Here is a 19,506-nt window from a genome sequence, read left to right as displayed (position 1 = left end):
TCCTATGGCATGGGTGACGCGCATTAGACTACCTGCGCACACCGCATCACGCAGGCAAATTCCACGTTCAATCGCGCGGCGAAACACCTAGCCGTAGTGCAGCGACGCAGGACCATGAAAGCCAAGCCCGGTGAACAGGCGCAAGATGCCGTCGATAACTGCCCGGATCCCCTCAGCGACAGGACCAGTCAGCCCCGGTAGGAACGTGTTCTGCGCCCACAGTCCGACAAGGCGCGCATCTGGTACCGGCGGACCGTCCTGCGGCACGACCCCGACGACGAAGTTCTTGCCTTGCACGAGCGGCAACTGGCGCGAGGTCCACATGCTGGAGATCACTCCAACGAAACCACGACCGGGCACCCACATCGGCCCGCCCGAATCACCGGGGCGAGTCAGAGGTGCGTTAAGGAGAAACGTGTTATCCGCCGACCCACCAAAAGAACCGCAGGTGCGTCCGCCACCCGCATGCGAGGTTCGACCGAAATAGCACACGGTCTCACCCATTCGAATGTCGTTGGGGTGCACCCAGGCATCGCCTGTGATGCGGTTGCCGTCAAGGCGCACACCTGGAGCCCACTGGATTGCAGCCCAGTCGTTGCCCAGGTGGCCGTCGTACGCCCGCGAACGGTACAAGGTGCCCACTGCCCCGCTGCGTGCATTGGTAGCGGGGTCGACGATTTCCACCCGAGCTCCGTTCCGTCCGCAGTGCGCCGCAACAAAACTACGGTGACGTGCCGGATCGTTGTAACCCACCGTGCACACACCGGTGCCATGCACCACGACAGATCCACCCTGCGTGACAGTGCGGGTTTGCGCTGACGCCTCCACTGGAAGCACCCCAACCCCAGCGACGAACGCAATCACAAATGCAGCGATGGTGGACAACAAGCGCGGTTGAAGCATGAAGGCGTGCTCTCTCTACAAAACAAAAACGGGGCCACCCCGGCCGGGCAAATGCTTTCCACACTGTACCCGGTACCAAGGTGGCCCCGTGCCGTTGACGCGCTAAGAACTAGTCGCGGTATCCACCGCGATCCCGGTCGCCACGGCCACGGCCGCCGTAACCGCGGTCATCACGGTCGCGCCCGCCACGGTATCCACCGCGGTCACGGTCACCGCGGCCACGGCCGCCGTACCCACGATCGTCTCGGTCGCGCCCACCGCGGTAGCCGCCACGGCCACGTCCGCCACGATCACGTGGCGGTGCACCATGGTCACGCTGAATGTTGATCAGCTGGCCGGAGATGCGGGTGTCCTCCAGACGGTCCAGTACAGCGCGGTCAAGGTTCTTCGGCAGTTCCACCAGGGTGAAGTCACCGCCGATGGTGATGCGTCCGAAGTCCTTGGAGCTCAGGCCACCCTCGTTGGCCAGGGCACCCACGATGGCACCCGGGCGCACGTGCTGGCGCTTACCCACGTCGAGACGGTAGGTATCAAAGTTCTCGCTGTCACCACGACGGCCACGACCACCACGGTCCCCACGATCGAAGCGGTCACGGCCACGACGGTCGTCGCGGTCAAAACGATCGCGGTCACGACGATCACGACGGTCACGCTTGTCGCGCGGCGGCTCCTTCATCAGGAACTCGTCGCCAGCCAACGCCTGGGTCGCAAGCGCTGCGGCAATGTCATCCATCGGCACGTTGTTGGCCGCGGAGTACTCGCGCACCATGGTCTTGAAGATCTGCAGCTCAGAAGCCTCAAGCGACTCGGTGATGGAGTCCATGAACTTGGTCTTGCGGCTCTCGTTGACCTCGTCGACAGTCGGCAGTTCCATCTCTTCGATGGTCGCGTTGGTCACGCGCTCAATCGAGCGCAGCATCCGGCGCTCACGCGGGGTAACAAAGAGGATTGCCTCGCCGGTACGGCCTGCACGGCCGGTGCGGCCGATGCGGTGGACGTACGACTCCGTGTCGTTCGGAATGTCGTAGTTAAGCACGTGCGAGATGCGCTCGACGTCCAGGCCGCGGGCTGCGACGTCGGTGGCCACGAGGATGTCCAGGCGGCCGTCGCGAAGCTGATCCACCGTGCGCTCGCGCTGCTGCTGCGGAATATCGCCGTTAATGGCAGCGGCGGAGAAACCGCGTGCGCGCAGCTTCTCTGCAACGTCCTCGGTCTCGTTCTTGGTGCGAACGAACACGATCATCGCTTCAAACTCGGTCACCTCAAGAATGCGGGTGATCGCGTCGAGCTTGTTGCGGTGCGCCGTAAACAGGTAGCGCTGGGTGATGTTCGTGTTGGTGCGGGTCTCCGACTTAACGGTGACCTCTTCCGGATTGTTCAGGTAGTCGCGCGAAATCTTACGGATCGCGTTCGGCATCGTCGCCGAGAACAGCGCAACCTGCTTCTCATCCGGGGTGTCCTCGAGGATGCGCTCGACATCCTCCTGGAAGCCCATGTTCAGCATCTCGTCTGCCTCGTCAAGCACGAGGAAGCGCAGGTTGGAGATGTCCAGGGAGCCCTTCTCCAGGTGGTCGATGACGCGACCCGGCGTACCGACGATCACCTGTGCGCCACGGCGCAGGCCTGAGAGCTGAATGCCGTAGGCCTGGCCGCCGTAGATCGGCAGCACGTTGATGCCGCCCAGGTGATCTGCAAACGATTGGAAGGAGTCCGACACCTGCAGTGCCAGCTCACGCGTCGGGGCGAGCACAAGTGCCTGCGGGTGACGCTTCTTGGGATCAATTTGGGACAGCACCGGCAGCGCGAATGCTGCGGTCTTACCCGTACCCGTCTGCGCGAGGCCGACGACGTCGCGGCCTTCCATCAGCAGCGGGATGGTCTGTGCCTGAATCGGCGAGGGCTGCTCGAAACCGACGCGCTTGACGGCCTCCACAACCTTGTCTGGCAGGCCGAGGGTTTCAAAGCCGTTCTCCGGCTTTACCTCTTCTGCCTTTTCCTCTGCGGTATCTGCAGCGTTATCGCTGTTATCGGACTCTTCGTCCGTATCCGCGATCTTTACCACGTTGTCTTCAATTTCAATGGCCGCTTCTTCTTGTGCGGCGCCGGTTACCTCAGAAATCTCCGCATCCCTGGTGTCCTCTACTACGGCCTCAACAATCTCGGCCGCGACATCCTGCGGGTTTTCCTGATTTTCCGACACATTCATATCCGGCTCGTTCTCGCCGCCGGTGGCGTTTTCGGAAATGCTCATCGCCTGCCAACACTACGGCATTACCCCCTCAATCTGCTATTTCAACGGTTTTTAAAGAATCATACCCGCTTTTTCTCAGCAATCATTTAGTATCCAGCCATGACTTCTCCCCTCGCACTGACAGTGCTTGGCCTTGCCATCATCGTGGTGACGGTCGGCCTGCTCCTCAAAGGCAAAACCCATCCGATCGTCGCAATGACGCTGATCCCGATCGTCGGTGCGATACTCACCGGCGCAGGCGTTGCGGAGATTTCGGACTTCTACCTCGACGGACTCGACAGAGTCATGAAGGTCGTGGTGATGTTCATCTTCGCCATCATCTACTTCGGCATTCTTTCGGACGTCGGCCTGTTCGAACCAGTGATTAAGGCGTTGATCCGCGCGACTCGCGGCAAGCCGATTTTGGTCACAATCGGCACTGCTGCCATCGCGATCGTCGCGCACTTGGACGGCTCTGGCTCCACAACATTCCTGCTCACCATCCCCGCGTTGCTGCCGCTCTACGAGGCGATGCGTATGTCGCGCTACGTCCTGCTCACGCTCGTCGCTCTGTCGGCGTCGGTGATGAACATGCTGCCGTGGGGTGGCCCGGTTGGCCGCGCAAGTTCCGTCATCGGCCCTTCCCCGAACGAGATCTGGGCCCACCTCCTGCCGGTCCAGGGTGTGGCCATTGTCCTCGTGTTCGTCGTTGCCGCGATCTTCGGCATCATCGAACAGCGCCGTACTGCCAAGCAGGATGGTGACCACCAGCTGGTGGATGTTCACGCGGTTGCAGAAGACTTTTCTCGTCGTCAAGCAGAAGAGCGCTCCAAGCTGGAGTTCACCCAGCGCGGCGGCACGTGGGTGACGTGGGCAAACACCCTGATCACACTCGCACTCATCGGCGTGCTGGTTGCTGGTTTGGCATCGCCGGCATCCGCGTTCCTCGTCGGTACGGCGCTGCTCATGGCGTTGAACTTCCCGTCGCTCGACGATCAGAGCGATGCTTTGCGACGACACGCCCCCACCGCCCTCTCCATGGCCGGCGTCATCCTCGCTGCCGCAATGTTCCTCGGCATTTTGGACGGCACCGGCATGCTGGAGCAGATCGCACTGTCGCTAATTGCCATCCTGCCGGCGTCTGTCGGCCCGTATATCCACGTGATCATCGGCTTGCTTGGCGTACCACTGGATCTGGCAACGTCGACGGACGCGTACTACTTCTCCGTGCTGCCGATCGTGCAGCAGACCGCCGAGGCCTTCGGCGTTTCTGGCATGGGTGCAGCGTCCGCCATGATCGTGGGCAATGTCATCGGCACATTCGTCAGCCCCTTCTCCCCCGCACTGTGGCTGGCGCTTGGCTTGGCTCGCGGTGAGATGGGCAAGTACCTGCGCATCGCCTTCCCGGTTTGCTGGGTGTTCTCCATAATTTTGGTGCTCGGATCCTGGGCGGTGGGCGTCTTCGTCTAGAAGAGGCATGCGCCAAGCAACCGAAGCCGTCTTGAGGTCTCCCCCGCCGACTTCTGGTTTGAGATCTCCCCCGATGGCCAGTTCTCCTCTGACCACTTCACACCAGCGCCGTAACCCGGACGCCCCTCAGCGGCTTTCCTAAACTGGGTGACATGCATATTTCCCGCGCACGCCACACCACATCTTTCGCTGCTGCAGCGCTTATTGTCGCCGCAACCTTGACCGGTTGCGGCGATAGCTCTGAGCAGGCCTTACCAGAGCCGACGGTTACAGGTTCAGCACAAAACTCAGACCCCTCTGAACCGACATCGGAAACTCCGGAATCCTCGACCGAGGAGACCACCGAGTCCAAGGCTGACAAGAAAAAGGACAAGAAAAAGGACGAATACACCGACGTTGACCCTTCACGGTTCGAGCACAACGTTGTTGGGCTGGAGTCTGGAGTATTCGGGTGTCGGATCGGCAGGAACCCTGACGACACCCCTGTTTTCTGCCAAGCCAAGTTTGTCGATCCGATCCCACCGGTAGAGCACACCGGTGGCGATCCGAACACCAAAATCCCCAATGTCATTTGGTACAAGCCGGACCGCGGTGGATTCATCACCGCAGTCTCTCCCGGCTCCCAGGGTTACGACATCCAGCCGAACCATCTCAACGAAGGCGAACGTGTCACGATCAATGACGTCGTGATCACCAACCTCAACGGTGGCGGTGTCCGCGTCGAGTATGGCAATGACACCTTCGAGGTCCACGACGGCGTGTACTCCCGCCCGGGCAAGACCCAGAGCATCACCGAAGAACACACGGTGGCAAAGGGCGAACAGTGCGGCACCTCCGACATTCTTGGCACTGAGATGGGCGTGTACGCCCTGGAGGACAACACCACGTGCGATGTCGCAATGATGACGCTTGAGGGATACAAGGAAGCCGCGAAGAACGGTGAGATCCAAGGCAGTGTGTCCGCATGGACGAATGAGAAGAACGGCTGGGGTTGCATTGGCCGTTACCGACTTGGCGACGACGAGGACCTTCCCGAAAACCGCAGAACCGCCTGCACAGATTCGCAGATGAACGGCGCTAAAGCGTTCGAGGGCTCAGGCGGCGTGATCCTGCTCGACCCGTCCGAAGCACACCGTCTGAAAAATTAATTTCGCATTTCCGCCCCAAACTCAAGACAGCCGTGTTATGGTTCTCTTCGTGATGAACCGCAACGCATTTTCCGCCACGGCCGACCAGGCCGTCGCTTTCGCGTTGCCGAATACCCAGCCGGCCCGCCTGCATCATCATCTGTAGCGCGGTGTCGGCCGACTTTTCGCCCCTGCGCTAACTGCCCTTCGCAGCAAAGCGCGGGGGATTTTTCGTTAGCGTCAAGGATTCGTCGGAACACGCCGCGCACCCGGAGACCCTCCCCCGCGGCGAGCCCCCTTCTACTGTGCACCCGCCGGATGGTCAAACCGGGAAGACGCAGCCCAGCCAGGGCATTGTCATCACCAATATTTTCCCGAAGCGATTCGATTCGCACATTGTCATTTGAAAGAGCACAGTTAATGTCCACCATGACTGCACCTACACAACAAGACACTCCCAAACCGAAACGGCCAGGTTTGACGGCCCGCCACATTCACTTCATCGCCTTGGGCTCCGCGATTGGTACCGGCCTGTTCTACGGTTCCGCCGGCGCAATCCAGGAGGCTGGCCCATCTGTGCTCCTCGTCTACCTCCTGGGTGGCGCGGTGATGTACTTCATTCTGCGTGCACTCGGTGAGATGAGTGTGCGTCACCCAGTGCGTGGCTCCTTCGCGGTGTACTGCCGCGAGTACCTGGGCGGCCTCGGCGGCTACATCACCGGCTGGATGTTCGCTTTCGAGATGATGATTGTGTGCCTGGCTGACCTGACAGCAATCACGATCTATATGAAGTTCTGGTTCCCCACAACACCAGCGTGGGTCTGGATTACCGTCACACTGCTGATCATCAGTGCAGCTAACCTTGCCGCTGTCCGCCTGTTTGGCGAGCTTGAGTTCATGCTCACGCTGATCAAGGTCGGCGCAGTGGTCGCCATGATCATCGGCGGCGCTGCAATCCTTATTTTCAACATTGGTGAGTCCCCAGAGGCAATGGGTATTGACAACCTCTGGAACGACGGTGGTTTCTTCGCTAACGGCTTCTCCGGCATGGCAGCCTCGTTCATCCTCGTCCTCTTCGCTTTCGGTGGCACCGAGATCATCGGTGTCGCGGGCGCTGAGGCTGAGGATCCGGACCGCTCTATCCCGAAGGCAGTCAACACTGTCCCGATGCGCATCCTGATCTTCTACGTACTGTCCATTCTGGTCATCTTGATGATCAACCCGTGGCGCACGATTAACGGTGATGATTCCCCGTTCGTCCAGATCTTTGACACCCTCGGCGTGAGCTGGGCCGCAGCTCTGCTGAACGTGGTTGTGCTCAGCGCTTCCCTGTCGGCGATTAACGCTGACTTGTTCTCCACCGGTCGTGTGCTTGCAGGTCTGGCCAAGGAAAACCTGGCGCCGAAGTCCATGGCAAAGACCTACCGCGATGTTCCGGTGATGACTGTGGCCATGCTTATCGTCGCCCTGATCGTCGGTGTGTACCTGAACCAGCGTTACCCGGACATCTTCGGCACCATTGCAGCACTTGCAACCTTTGCCACCATCTTCGTCTGGTTGATGATTCTGATCGCACACATCGCTTCCCGCCGCGAGATGACCGCCCAAGAGGTCAAGGCGTTGAAGTTCCCGGTTCCGTTCTGGCCTTATGGTCAGTGGTTCGCGGTGGCGTTCATCCTCTTCACCTTCGGCACGATGGTGTGGCTGCCTGAATACCATGTAGCACTCGCCGTCGGTGTGGGCTTCCTGATCGTGATGACCATCCTGTACTTCGTTACCGGTCGTCCACAGGCTGTCGCCGAGACTGAATATGAGTACGAGGCGAAGTAGTACGTACCTCGCCTCCGGCGGCTAGCCCCGCCTTGCCTTGATGGCCTCCCCGTGTGCGGGGAGGCCTTCTTCGTCTGCAAGGGTGATCACGGCATCCGCGACCTCTTCCAGTGCCTCAGCGGAGTACTCGACGATGTTCATCGGTTTGAGGAAGGTGTGCGTGCTCAACCCCGCGGCAAACCTTGCGGTACCTGACGTTGGCAGCACGTGGTTCGAACCTGCCGAGTAGTCCCCCAGTGGCACCGGCGAGTACGGGCCGACGAAGATGGCGCCGGCATTGTTGATCTCGCGCGCCACAGCCTGCGCATTCGCGGTGTGGATCTCCAGGTGCTCGGGCGCGTAGACGTTGGTCACGTGCACGGCAGTCTCGATGTCGTCCACAATCAAAATCCCGGACTGCGGGCCTTCCAGCGCGTCGCGCACGCGGTCAGCGTTGAGCGTGATGCCGTAGCGTTTCGCGATTTCCTTGTCGACGACCTCAGCCAGCTCCGGAGAATCCGTAATCAGAATCGATGCGGCCTGCTCGTCGTGCTCCGCCTGGGAGATCAGGTCGTAGGCGAGGTAGACGGGGTCGGCGGTGTCGTCGGCAATGATCGCGATCTCGCTCGGACCGGCTTCCGCGTCAATGCCAACTACGCCGTTGACCAGGCGCTTAGACGCTGCAACGAACACGTTGCCGGGGCCGGTGATCATGTCGACCGGCTCGAGGTCATCGTCACCGTAGGCCATCAGCGCCACCGCCTGTGCGCCGCCAACGGCCCAGACCTCGTCGATACCAAGCAGCGCACATGCGGCGAGGATCGTCGGGTGCGGCTGACCGTCAAAGTCTGCCTGCGGCGGGGTGCACACCACCATGGACTCCACGCCCGCCTCCTGGGCCGGAATCACATTCATCAGCACACTCGACGGATACACAGCCTTACCGCCCGGGACATAAAGCCCCACGCGATGTACCGGACGGAACACCTCAGTAACAACTGCTCCTGTCGCGAGTTCGGTCTTGCGCGTAGCTGGCTTTTGCTCAGCATGTACCTGTCGGATCCGCTGAATCGAGGTTTCCAGTGCAGCGCGAACATCAGCATCCAAACCATCCAACGCGGCCCGCATGGCATCCGAAGAAACTCGAACCGCTTCTGGGCGTACTCCGTCAAAACGTTCCCCGTATTCAAGTGCTGCCTCGGCACCGCGGCGACGGACGTCGTCGACAATCGGCGCGACCTGTTCTGCTGCGGAGCCGACATCGGTACCTGCACGAGGAAGAATTGCACGCAGTTCTCGTACCGAGGTCTCTCGCCCTCGCAGGTCTGTCACGTTTAGCATGATGCTCCTTTGATTGTCGTGGACATCAATAGATGTTATCCAGCATTCGCCCTTTAAAAAGCGGATTGACGAAGTAACCTCGAAGCCGCCAACCCATCCCGCTCCCCGTAATCAACACATGGAATAATGGTCATATGTTTGTCACTCAAGGTTCGAAAGTTGTCATTATCGGCGCCGGCGCTGTCGGCATCGCATACGCCTACGCAGTCTTGAACCAAGGGCTGGCAGACCACCTGGCCATCATCGACATCAACGAGGACCTCGCCTGGGCAGAGGTAGAAGACCTCAGCCACGCTATCCCGTTTTCTGGCCACCACATGGATGTCACGGTTGGCACCTACGAGGACTGCAAGGATGCTGCACTCGTGGTCAATTGCGCCGGCGTTGCCCAGCGCGCCGGCGAGACGCGTCTGGATCTTGTGGCGCGCAACGTGAAGATTTTCGAGTCCATCAACAAACAAGTCATGGCCGCCGGTTTCAACGGCATTTACGTTGTAGCCACCAACCCGGTGGATGTGCTGACCTACGTGTCCTGGAAGCAGACCGGCCTGCCGTCGAACCAGGTCATCGGCGCAGGCACCGTGCTGGATACGGCGCGTTGGCGCCACAACCTGGGCCAGTACTTCGACATCGCGCCCTCTGCGGTGCACACCCACATCATCGGCGAGCACGGCGACACCGAACTGCCGGTGTTGTCCTCCGGCTCCATCGGTGGCGTTCCCCTCCCCGCGCTGCTTAAGACGGAGGCCGCCCGCAACCCGGATATTTACAAACAGATCGACGAAATGTTTGTGCGAACCCGCGACGCCGCCTACGACATCATCAAACGCAAAGGCAACACGTCCTTCGGCGTCGGCAACGCGCTCGCCCGCATCACGCGCGCAATCCTGCGCAACGAGGACGTCGTCCTGCCGGTCTCCGCGCTTCTCGAGGGCGAGTACGGCCTCAACGACATCTACATCGGCACCCCAACCGTGCTCAACCGCAGCGGCGTGCGCAACGTCGTCGAGCTCCGTCTCGACGACACCGAGACCGCCAAATTCCACCACTCCGCCCAAACCCTGCGCGACGTCATCGACAAGGCAGAGATCTGAGAGCATTTGCGTATCGACGACCCCACGTCGACACTCTGTTTAAACTGACCCCATGGTGAAAACGATCGAGGTCGTCGGTGCGGTCATCGCCCAAGATGGCCGCATTTTCGCTGCCAAGCGCGGAAAAGGTAAATCCATGGCGGGTTTCTGGGAGTTTCCTGGCGGCAAGATTGAGCCCGGCGAGAGCCCTCAAGCAGCACTTGCACGCGAACTTAAGGAAGAGCTCCGGATCGAAGCGGAAGTCGGCGAGTTTGTTGTGACTACCAGGCATGACACTGGTGATGTTGTTGTGGAACTGTCTACCTACATCTGCGAGCTCGTCTCCGGAACACCCATACTCACCGAGCACGAAGAGGTCCGCTGGGTTGCGGCCAACAAGCTCTCAGACCTCACCTGGGCGCCTGCAGACATTCCAACTGTCGAGCTACTGGCAGAAAGGTTTGGGTAGAGCACCAATGCCTATCGACGACGCCTCGCTTCCCCTCGGCGCATATGAGACCCCCGTAACCAAGCGCATTCTTGAGCGGCTCGCTGCTACGGAAGCAGAACATGGTTTTCAGCGCCCCGCATTGGAGGACGCCACAGATCAGCACCGCGAACGCTATACCGACGCCATCACTCGGGTTCTCGCAGATCATCTGACACAGAAGCTTTTGAATACTCGCGAGCCGCTGCAACGCGTCGAACTGATTAACACGCTTGCGGAACTCATCGACCCCGATGATGCGATTGAGTCAGAGACACTGCTCCACGCGGTGTACGAGGCGTCGCTCGGTGAGCCTCCGCGCTTCCAACCAACATCACTGACAGGTGCTTCTCTGCTCACGAACGCCAGTAGTGATCTCAGCATGGCGGCAGAAATTAAACGCGAGATCCGAACCGCCGACAGCGTCGACCTACTCTGCGCGTTTATCAAAAACTCCGGCATCGCAGTCATCCGTGACCAGCTCGAGTACCTCCGCGACAACAACATTCCGTTGCGCGTGATCACATCGACCTACTGCGGCGCATCCGATATCGAGGCGATTAACCGGCTTGTCGAAGAGTTCGGTGCCGAAGTCAAGGTGGGCTATGAGTCACGCGATACGCGACTGCATGCCAAGGCCTGGTTGTTCAGTCGTAATTCAGGCTTCGACACCGCATATATCGGCAGCTCAAACCTGTCCAACTCTGCGCTCATCGATGGCGTGGAGTGGAACGTCCGCGCATCGCGAACCTCCACGCCTGAGATCCTGCGCAAGTTCGAGGCAGTCTTTGAGACGTATTGGAACGACAAGCACTACGCAACCTACGAGCCGAAGGCTGACCACGACCGGCTTTTCGAAGCCCTCAAGCGCGAACGTTTTGGCACTACCCCATCCGACCGCATTGAGCTCTCCGGCCTTGAGGTGCAGCCTTGGCCGTACCAACAGGCAATGCTTGAGGCACTGGAGGCAGAGCGCGACGTACATGACCGTCACCGAAACCTTCTCATCGCAGCAACTGGCACTGGAAAGACCGTTGTTGCGGCGTTGGATTACAAGGGGTTGGCTGCGGCGTCGAAAAGCAAGCCTTCGCTCCTTTTCGTCGCGCATCAGCGCGAATTGTTACGACAGGCGATGCGCACGTACCGGGAGGTACTTCGCGACAATAACTTTGGCGAACTGTTTGATGGAACGCACACGCCACGGCAGGGCACACACATCTTTGCCACTATCCAAACGCTGCATAAACACGTGGAAAGCTTCCCTCCTGAGAAGTTCGACGTGGTGGCTATCGACGAGTTCCACCACGCCGAAGCCTCCACATACAAAAAGGTGCTCGACTACCTCAAGCCGAAGGAACTCCTCGGTCTTACCGCCACACCCGAGCGCGGCGACGGCGTCAACGTCCAGCGTTTCTTCGACTATCGCGTCGCCTACGAACTGCGTCTCTGGGATGCACTGCAACTCGGCCTCGTGGCACCAATGCACTACTTCGGCATCAACGACGAGACGGACCTCCGAAGCGTGAAATGGTCGCGCTCAAGCCGCGCTTACGACACCGCTTCACTGAGCGAGTTTTACGTTCGGCTTGGAGATTCCCGCGTAAAACTCATCCTCAGCGAACTCCAAAAACGTGTGTTCGACCTCGCGGAGCTCAAGGCTCTCGGCTTCTGCGTCAGCATCGATCACGCACGATTCATGGCGGAACGGTTTAACCATTTTGGTATTCCGGCTGCAGCCGTTACTTCAAAGACACCACAAATTGACCGTGACCAGGCTATCCAACGCCTCCGCGACGGCGAGCTCAAAGTGCTGTTCACCGTCGACCTGTTTAACGAGGGTGTCGACATCCCCGAGCTCAACACCTTGTTGCTGCTGCGCCCGACTGAGAGCCCGATCATCTTCCTCCAACAGCTCGGCCGCGGCTTGCGCAAGATGCCAGGCAAGGTGTGTACCGTCCTGGACTTCATCGGCGAACAACACACAAACTTCGACTTTGAACGCAGGTATGCAGCGCTCACCGGTCGGCGTGGCAAACGCTTAAAGACGGAGATTGAGCAAGAGTTTCCCTCCCTTCCTGGTGGCACCCATATTCAACTCGACCGAGTCACACAAGAACGGGTACTTCAAAACGTCAAGCGTGTTGCAGGCAATTCAATCGTCAAGATCCGTGAGCTTGTACAGCAAGAAGCGACGACGGATCTTTCGTCATTCCTAGCTAACACTGGTCTTTCACTCGAAGATCTCTACCGCAACCGGGCCGACGGTGGATGGACACGGTTGTTGCGGAGCCAAGATCTTCTCCCTGTCCCCGAAACAGTTCCCGAGCGCGAAGAATTTTTCCTCACTCGGATTCGCTCAATGTTGCACGTCAACGACCCGCTTCGAGCAGAACGATACCTTGCCATTGTGGATGCGAACGGGCCGACGTACGACGCAATGTCGCCTGAGGACCAGACGTTTACCCGCATGTTGGTCACGATGATTTGGGCAAACCAATCGGGAGTCCAACCACCGGAGACTTTCGACGACGCACTGTCAGCTATCCGAAGCGTCCCTTCCTTTAGGAATGAACTTCAGCAGATTTTCGACTACCGCCTTGACCAATCACGCGTGACTCCAAAACCCGTTACTGGCCCCGGCGCACCTGTGCTGTTCACCCACGCGGACTACTCCACCGCTGAGCTGACTGCTGCTGTACGTACCGCTCCCCTGAAGAAGCTTCTCCATTTGCCGCGCGAAGGTGTGTACCACGCCACCGAATCCGATCTGGACCTGTTCTTCGTCACTCTTTCCAAGAACGAAGCGGACTTCTCCGAAACCACCCGCTACGCCGACTACCCAATATCTCCTGATCTGTTCCAGTGGGAATCACAGTCGACGACGAAGCTGGATTCAAAGGACGGCCAGCGATACATCCATCACTTGGAGAACAACCACTCGATCTACCTGTGCGTACGCAACACACGCCTCAACGCCGCTGGAGTTGCAAGCGCCTTCACGCTCCTTGGCAACGTGTCACACGTACGACACTCCGGCGAAAAACCGATTCGCTTCGAATGGCAGCTACACAGGCCGATGCCTGCAGAGCTGTATGAACAAGGACGCGCAGTGGTGTAAAAGGCACCCGCATTAGTGCCATAATCGAGATCATGTCTCTGCACTTGATGCGCACAGCCACGATTATCACTTCGCTAGGCCTGGCCCTAACCGCTTGTTCGAGCGAGCCGGAGGACCTTCCCGAGCCTTCCGTTTCTGCTTCAAATTCAGCGGTGGAAAATACCTCACCTGAGGCAGAAGCAGAACAGACCTACACGGATGTACCGGCTGAGACATTCAAGGTGGACCCCCTCGCGTATGCCTTCTTCGGTGCGGCCTCCTCCGAACGTGGATGTGTAGTTCCGACCCGCGAAGAAGCCCAAAACGGGCCAGTCTTCGAATGTAAGATTCGACTCGACGCATCTGAACCTGCATTAGCTGACCTCGGCAATCCCGAGGAAGGCAATATCGCCACCTCAGTGCGCTACGACCCGGTAATCGGCTTCTACACGTTTAGCTCGAAAACAGATCCGTTCGCGATGGACGCTCCCCAGCTCAACCCTGGTGAGCGCGTCACACTTACCGGGTTCACCTTCACTCGCGTGGATGAAGAAACGCTCATCGTGGAACGCGGTCTGAGCAAGATCACTATCAAAGACGGTGAGATCGTCCAGGCTAACCCCGACCCGGACCGCGAGAACTCCACTGATACTTCCGCTGCTGAAGGCACCCGGTGTGGAACCGTAACCGGTACCGAAGGTCCCGACCGTGCTGTCATCGCGCTAAAACAGGACACCGATTGCGTGGCGGCAATGGAAGTAGTCAACGACTACACATCGCCGAACCCAACAGGAGGCGGAGCAACAAGCACCAGTCTTGATTGGACCGCCCCAAACGGATGGGAGTGCGCCCGTGGACACCACCCGCCAGGGCAGCCGTGGAATAACATCAACACCCGTCCGGTGTGCAAGGGAGAAAGCGGCTCCGTTGTGATCATCGAAGAAGACTTGCTCTAACCACCGCATACTCCCCCACCTCCGCGGCGAAGCTGGTGTCGTGGCAGGTGAAGATCACTGCCTGGCCGCCTGCCAGCCCCGCTGCGATGAGGGCGTGGGCACGCTCGCGGGAGGGGATGTCGAGGCCGACGTCGGGCTCGTCGAGAAGCACAAGGTCGCGCCCCTGGGCGAACACCTGGGCGAGCTGTGCGAGCCGGAAGTGCGCTGACGGAAGATCCAACGGGTGGGTGTCTGGGTCGAGTCCTAAAGCGGCGACGGTGTCATCGTCGCCAATGAACCGTCCCACGGTGGATTCGGCGAGCTGGTCTGCGGCGCGCTGCAGTGCCAGCGACACGGTCAGACCGCGAGTCTGTTGCAGGCCCGGGTTGTCGTCCAGGCCGGCCATCGCGCGCAGCAGTGTTGTCTTGCCGGCGCCGTTGTCGCCACGCAGCCACATAGCCTCACCGGGGCGGATGGTCAGGTGCACTGGGCCGGCCGTGAACGATGGCTCTGACGAGGCGTGGAACTGCCACCACTTGCGAGGTGTTTCGCCGCGCACTGCGGAGACCTCGCCAAGGTCGATCGGTTCATCAGTTGCTGTGACGCGGTCAGGCAACTGCAGATTCGGGTTGGGTGGGACGTCCGGCTGGAGAACGCCACCGACAAGTCCGAGTGCGGCCGAGTCGATGTTGCGAAGCCGTGTGCCCAGGATGACCACCTTCGACGGCAGCGAAGCCAGCAGTTCGGTGATGCGGGTGCAGGAGGTTGGGTCGAGGCCGGCGAAGGGGTCGTCGAGAAGCAAGGTGCCCGGCTCGAGCACCGCAACGGCTGCGATGGCAAGGCGTCGCGTTTGTCCGCCAGAGAGTTGCGCTGGGTTGCGCTCTGCGAGATCGCTTAGCCCTGCGGCGTGGAGGATGCGCTCGCAACGCTGACGCATCTCGTCGGCGGGAATGCCGCGCTGCTCGAGACCGAGCGCAACTTCCTCGATGACGGTATCTCGAAGGTAGGACACGTGCGCGGTGGCGTCCTGTTGGACTACTGCGGCGTTCTCCCACTCGCGGTGCACCTGCGCTGCCAGGGTGGTTAGGCCTGCTCCGGAGTTGCCGATCACCTGCACCGCGCGGTGCTCGTTGAGCGCCTGGGTGAGCAATGTCAGATCCAAAGCACAACCCCCAAACACGCAAGTGGGATGAGGATGCGGGCGGCGCGCTGGATCGGACTGTCGTGGACAGGGCGCAGCACGGTGCGAGGGCCGGTGAGGTCGTAGCCTGCGGTTTCCAAGGCTTGTCCGCGGGCGCCCGCTTGGGTGAGCAACTCGGTAAGCACCGGCATGATCAGATTCGGGACCACGGTTTTTACGGTGATGTGCTCGCCTTTGAGCCGGTTGGCGTCGCGGACGATGCGTGCCCGGTGTGCGCCTTGGGGCCCGAGTTGCAGAGTCGTGCCGGCGATGTAGCCGACCCTGTTGCCACCCGGTGCCGCCTGCAGTGCCTTGGCCAGGTCCGGGGTGCGCGACCATGCGACGGCCGCGAGCAGGCTGGCAATCAGTGCGGTGAAACGTGCGGCTAACTCCCCTGCTGTGGCAAGGCCATCGCTGGTCAGCAGCGGCGCGATGCGATGCTCCCCGTAGGGCGCGTGGATGAGCACCATGGATGCGGCAACCGGGGCGGCAAGCAACGCGGTGGCCGCAATGAGCGCGACGTTGCGGGTGCGCCACGTCCCCAGCACCATTGCCGCGGCCAGCACTGCGAGTGAAACTTCTGGCCGGTTCAGCCCGAGCACCAGAATCCAGCCCGACGCCCCGATGGCCAAAGCGGTCAACGGGTTCACACGGGTTGAAGGGCTCAGACGGTCTGCCACGGAAGTGCTTTACGCCTCAGGTGTCGATGCTGGTGCGACAGGTTCTTGTGGCGCGAAGGCAGCCACGGTGCGCTTCGGCAGCGCCTTGACCGTGGCGTATGCGATGAACAGGACGATGAGCTTATCCACCGGGTCAGAGATGAACGCCTGGGTGGTTACCGACGCGATCAGGGACCCACCCATCTCGCGGAACAGGCTCACCAGCGCACCGGTGCCCACACCGGCGGTACCGCCGTAGACATATGCGGCAACCGGGGCTGCAACCATGCCGCCCACCACGCCGAGCACAAGGCCAAAGCCAACCACGGTGCCAGGGTTACGGAACGCGTTGAAGCGGTGAATGAACACACCCGCCAACCAGCCGACCAAGGCCGCACCGGCGGCGAACGGCAGGGCGGCTGGGTTGACCAGACCCCACACCACGTTGTTCAGCGCACCGGTGGCCATGCCCGCAACCGGGCCGGCCAGGGCTGCGACCAGTACGGTGCCCACGGAGTCGAGGTACAGCGGCAGACCAATCGAGCCGACGATCTCGCCGATGACGGAGTTGATGATGATCGCAATCGGAATCAGCCCGAGCGTGCGCGCCGGCAACACAGGGACGATGGCCACGAGTAGCAGCAGGGTGCCCACGCCGTAGCCCGCCAGCAGCGTAATGCCAGGACCGGAGCCTGTGACCTGATCCCAGTCAGCGGGGCGGACAAGAACGAAGTAGAGCCAGGTCGCGGCGATAATCAACGCGCCAAGGGCAACGAGAACGCGACGCAGCGGGGTCCACTGCGCCTTCTGCGAGTTTTGAGAAGTGGTGTGTGACATGGAACTTTCCGTAATTCTCACGGGCAAATGTGCAATTGCGCCCTTGCCTATGTCACCTCGGCAGGAACGTCCAGATCAGGCAGTGTAGCAGTTAGTCGTCCGCTTTGAGGTGGCGCAGTTCCATAAGACTCGCATCCCCCGCCGCCACGCGTGCATGGATGCCGCAGGCCCAGTCAAATGACTCCCACGCGGCATCGATGTCCGCAGCGGTGACCAGGCGCGCGTTGGGTTCGCGCTCCCAAATGTCACGCAGATCCGCCACAGAGGTGCCGCGGGTGAGGTTGGAATCGGCCTCGACGGCAATCGTCGTTAAGCAATGCTCAACGTCCACCGCACCAAGCGCGATGAGCACCGTGAGCAGGTCATGGATCTGCGCGCGATAGCCCTCCCCGACCTCCTCGTGGAACTCGAAGTAGAACCGCACAATGTCACCCAAGTGCTGGGCAATCGGGCTCGCGCCTAGCTTTGCGACGACCCCCTCCAACCGCTCAGGCTCAAGCAACATCTTCTCCGTCACACCAAGTGAGCACAACGTGATCGGGGTCGGTGTCATGTCGAAGACGTCGGCGGCGGCGTGCGGGTCGACCCAAAAGTTCCACTCCGCCGTCGGCGTGGTGTTGCCCGGATAGTTCACCGCACCCCCCATCACCGTGATGTGCTTCAGGCGCGCGAAGTGCTGCGGGTGGGCGTGGGCAAAAAATGCCAGGTTAGTCATGGGGCCGGTGACGATAAGGTGCAGATCGTCCGTACCGCGCTCAATCGCGTCGACCCACAGCGCCTCCCAATCGTGCTCAACGTGACGCTCGGGCGCGGTGGCGTACCCAAGTCCTGTCTCGCCGTGAGTTTCCGGCGTCGTGGTCAGTTCCACCTCAAGCGGCGCCGGCAGACCAGCAGCAAGGGAAATGATCGGCAACCCGCACAGCGACAGGATCCAAGCAGCGTTTCTCGCGCACTGGTCGGCGTCGACGTTGCCGGCAGTCGTGGTCACGCAGTCAAGCTCATGGATGCCTGCCTGCGTGGCCGCGGTGAGCCAGATGAGGGCTAAGGTGTCGTCGATACCCGGGTCGCAGTCCAGAATTACTCTCATCGTGGCTCCTTCACCATCGTTTCCTTACCGATGATCAGCCACACAACAGCCGCCACCGCACACATTGCACCGCATACGCCGAACGCGGCAGTAAAACCCGCGGTCTGCGCAATCGCACCGACAACCACAGGCGCGAAAATCTGGCCCGCATCCTGTGTCATCTGGAATGTGGACAACACCTTACCGCCGGAGCGTTCATTGCCAATGATGTCCGCCAACGCTGCCTGAATGGACGGGCTCATCGTGCCGGAAGCCACGCCGGCCAGCACCGACCAGATGACGAGCGGCCAAAAACTTGTCGCCGTGCCAAGCACCGCTGTAAACACCGCAGACATTGCCATGCCCGCGAAGATCATCGGGCGCCGACCGAAGTGATCCGACATGCGCCCAGAGAACTGCAACATGATTGCCATACCGAGCGCGAACGCCGTAAGCGCGAAACCAGCCGCTGCCCCGCCTTGCTCAAACACCGCGGCGGCAAAGAGCGGCAACACCGCCACGCGCGCGCCCATATTCACAAATCCATTGGTAAACGCCGCGACCAGCAATCCCCTGTAGGTAGGCACCTTCCAGGCGCTCCGCAGCCGCATCGCGGGCTTCGCCTTCGGCAACGCCTTCGCACCTGGACGCGGCTGTGTAAGCCACGCGACGAGGCCGGCCGCAACCGCGACCGCCACGCCATAAATGGCAAACGGGATACGGAATCCCAAATACGACAACGCTGCGCCCACGATCGGACCGAACACATTGCCCACAAGAAATGCCGAAGCGTACAACGCGTTCGCGCGGCCACGGATCGAAGGATGCGTCACCCGCACAATCAGTGCCTGTGCCGACAACGTGAACATCGTCGAGCCGAAACCCGCGATGAACCGCAACGCAAGAATCTGCCAATACGCCTGGGCAAACGCCACGCAGAACGTGGAGACAGCCACAATGCTCAAGCCTGTGAGGTAGATCGGGCGCGAGCCCAGTTTGTCCACCAGCACACCCGCGCCGGGCGCACCAAGCAACCTGGCGAGAGCAAACACAGACACGACCGCACCTGCTGCGGCCATGGATACGTTGAAACTTCTCGCAAACTGCGGGAGAACCGGAGCGATTAACCCGTACCCGAGCGCAACAATGAAGGCGGCGCCCGTGAGCACCCAAATGGTGCGGGGGATCGACGGTTTCACCACCTTATTCGCACTCATAAACAGCAAGGTTACACAACGCGTCAAATAACCGTATCGCTAATGTGTTCGAATGTGTGCCCGATGATGTCGGGG

The 19,506-nt window shown here is 60.5% G+C and carries 15 protein-coding genes; 7 read left to right on the top strand and 8 right to left on the bottom strand.

Translation table 11 applies throughout. The features are described 5' to 3' along the window. Positions 1–87 precede the first annotated feature (87 nt). Together CCOY_RS05155 and CCOY_RS05150 are read right to left on the bottom strand one after the other, a co-directional pair. Positions 88–903: a chymotrypsin family serine protease gene (locus CCOY_RS05155; RefSeq protein WP_092102216.1), complete on the bottom strand. Its 816-nt coding sequence runs from the start codon at positions 901–903 to the stop codon at positions 88–90. Between the two features lie 109 nt (positions 904–1,012). Then, entirely contained in the window at positions 1,013–3,154 is a 2,142-nt protein-coding gene (locus CCOY_RS05150) for a DEAD/DEAH box helicase (protein WP_092102213.1), read from the bottom strand. 99 nt (positions 3,155–3,253) lie between these two features. On the opposite strand from CCOY_RS05150, the gene CCOY_RS05145 reads away from it, so the two are divergent. The 3 genes from CCOY_RS05145 (at position 3,254) to CCOY_RS05135 (ending at position 7,560) form a co-directional block, all read left to right on the top strand. Beyond that, positions 3,254–4,603: a CitMHS family transporter gene (locus CCOY_RS05145; protein WP_092102210.1), complete on the top strand. Its 1,350-nt coding sequence runs from the start codon at positions 3,254–3,256 to the stop codon at positions 4,601–4,603. 152 nt (positions 4,604–4,755) lie between these two features. After that, on the top strand, positions 4,756–5,751 hold the full coding sequence (locus tag CCOY_RS05140; RefSeq protein ID WP_092102207.1) for a hypothetical protein: 996 nt from the start codon (positions 4,756–4,758) through the stop codon (positions 5,749–5,751). A gap of 399 nt (positions 5,752–6,150) precedes the next feature. Further along, a complete protein-coding gene (locus CCOY_RS05135) occupies positions 6,151–7,560 on the top strand; it encodes an amino acid permease (RefSeq protein WP_373270935.1) in 1,410 nt (469 codons plus the stop codon). A 21-nt stretch (positions 7,561–7,581) separates the two neighbouring features. Here the strand turns inward: CCOY_RS05135 and hisD are convergent, their stop codons facing one another. Then, positions 7,582–8,880 carry a histidinol dehydrogenase gene (hisD, locus tag CCOY_RS05130; protein ID WP_092102204.1) on the bottom strand — a complete coding sequence of 433 codons (1,299 nt, stop codon included), beginning with the start codon at positions 8,878–8,880 and terminating at the stop codon, positions 7,582–7,584. Positions 8,881–9,014: 134 nt separating this feature from the next. Between hisD and CCOY_RS05125 the strand changes: the two genes are divergently transcribed. From CCOY_RS05125 to CCOY_RS05110, 4 genes are read left to right on the top strand one after another with little or no spacing between them, the layout of a single operon-like run. Next, a complete protein-coding gene (locus tag CCOY_RS05125; protein ID WP_092102201.1) occupies positions 9,015–9,974 on the top strand; it encodes an L-lactate dehydrogenase in 960 nt (319 codons plus the stop codon). Positions 9,975–10,026: 52 nt separating this feature from the next. After that, positions 10,027–10,422 carry a (deoxy)nucleoside triphosphate pyrophosphohydrolase gene (locus CCOY_RS05120; RefSeq protein ID WP_070820540.1) on the top strand — a complete coding sequence of 132 codons (396 nt, stop codon included), beginning with the start codon at positions 10,027–10,029 and terminating at the stop codon, positions 10,420–10,422. A 7-nt stretch (positions 10,423–10,429) separates the two neighbouring features. Next, a complete protein-coding gene (locus tag CCOY_RS05115; protein ID WP_092102197.1) occupies positions 10,430–13,558 on the top strand; it encodes a DUF3427 domain-containing protein in 3,129 nt (1,042 codons plus the stop codon). 32 nt (positions 13,559–13,590) lie between these two features. Then, on the top strand, positions 13,591–14,493 hold the full coding sequence (locus tag CCOY_RS05110) for a hypothetical protein (protein ID WP_092102194.1): 903 nt from the start codon (positions 13,591–13,593) through the stop codon (positions 14,491–14,493). On the opposite strand, the gene CCOY_RS05105 is transcribed toward CCOY_RS05110, so the two are convergent. The 5 genes from CCOY_RS05105 to CCOY_RS05085 all read right to left on the bottom strand — a co-directional run bounded on the left by CCOY_RS05105 (position 14,471) and on the right by CCOY_RS05085 (position 19,431). Further along, positions 14,471–15,634, bottom strand: a complete 1,164-nt coding sequence (locus CCOY_RS05105; protein ID WP_167594516.1) for an ATP-binding cassette domain-containing protein — start codon at positions 15,632–15,634, stop codon at positions 14,471–14,473. The two genes, CCOY_RS05110 and CCOY_RS05105, sit on opposite strands and share 23 nt — an antisense overlap. After that, positions 15,625–16,332: an energy-coupling factor transporter transmembrane component T family protein gene (locus tag CCOY_RS05100; protein ID WP_244268716.1), complete on the bottom strand. Its 708-nt coding sequence runs from the start codon at positions 16,330–16,332 to the stop codon at positions 15,625–15,627. Before CCOY_RS05100 ends, CCOY_RS05105 begins: the two co-directional genes overlap by 10 nt. A 9-nt stretch (positions 16,333–16,341) precedes the next feature. Beyond that, positions 16,342–17,148 carry a glycosyl transferase family 9 gene (locus CCOY_RS05095; RefSeq protein ID WP_070421802.1) on the bottom strand — a complete coding sequence of 269 codons (807 nt, stop codon included), beginning with the start codon at positions 17,146–17,148 and terminating at the stop codon, positions 16,342–16,344. A gap of 91 nt (positions 17,149–17,239) precedes the next feature. Continuing rightward, complete coding sequence (locus tag CCOY_RS05090; RefSeq protein ID WP_092102188.1) at positions 17,240–18,235, bottom strand: nucleoside hydrolase; 996 nt, start codon at positions 18,233–18,235, stop codon at positions 17,240–17,242. Then, entirely contained in the window at positions 18,232–19,431 is a 1,200-nt protein-coding gene (locus CCOY_RS05085) for an MFS transporter (protein WP_092102185.1), read from the bottom strand. The genes CCOY_RS05090 and CCOY_RS05085 overlap by 4 nt, the downstream gene beginning before the upstream one ends. Positions 19,432–19,506 lie beyond the last annotated feature (75 nt).

Origin of the sequence: Corynebacterium coyleae (assembly GCF_030408635.1) — a bacterium.
GTDB lineage: Bacteria > Actinomycetota > Actinomycetes > Mycobacteriales > Mycobacteriaceae > Corynebacterium > Corynebacterium coyleae.
This window is presented reverse-complemented; position numbering and strand designations above follow the sequence as displayed.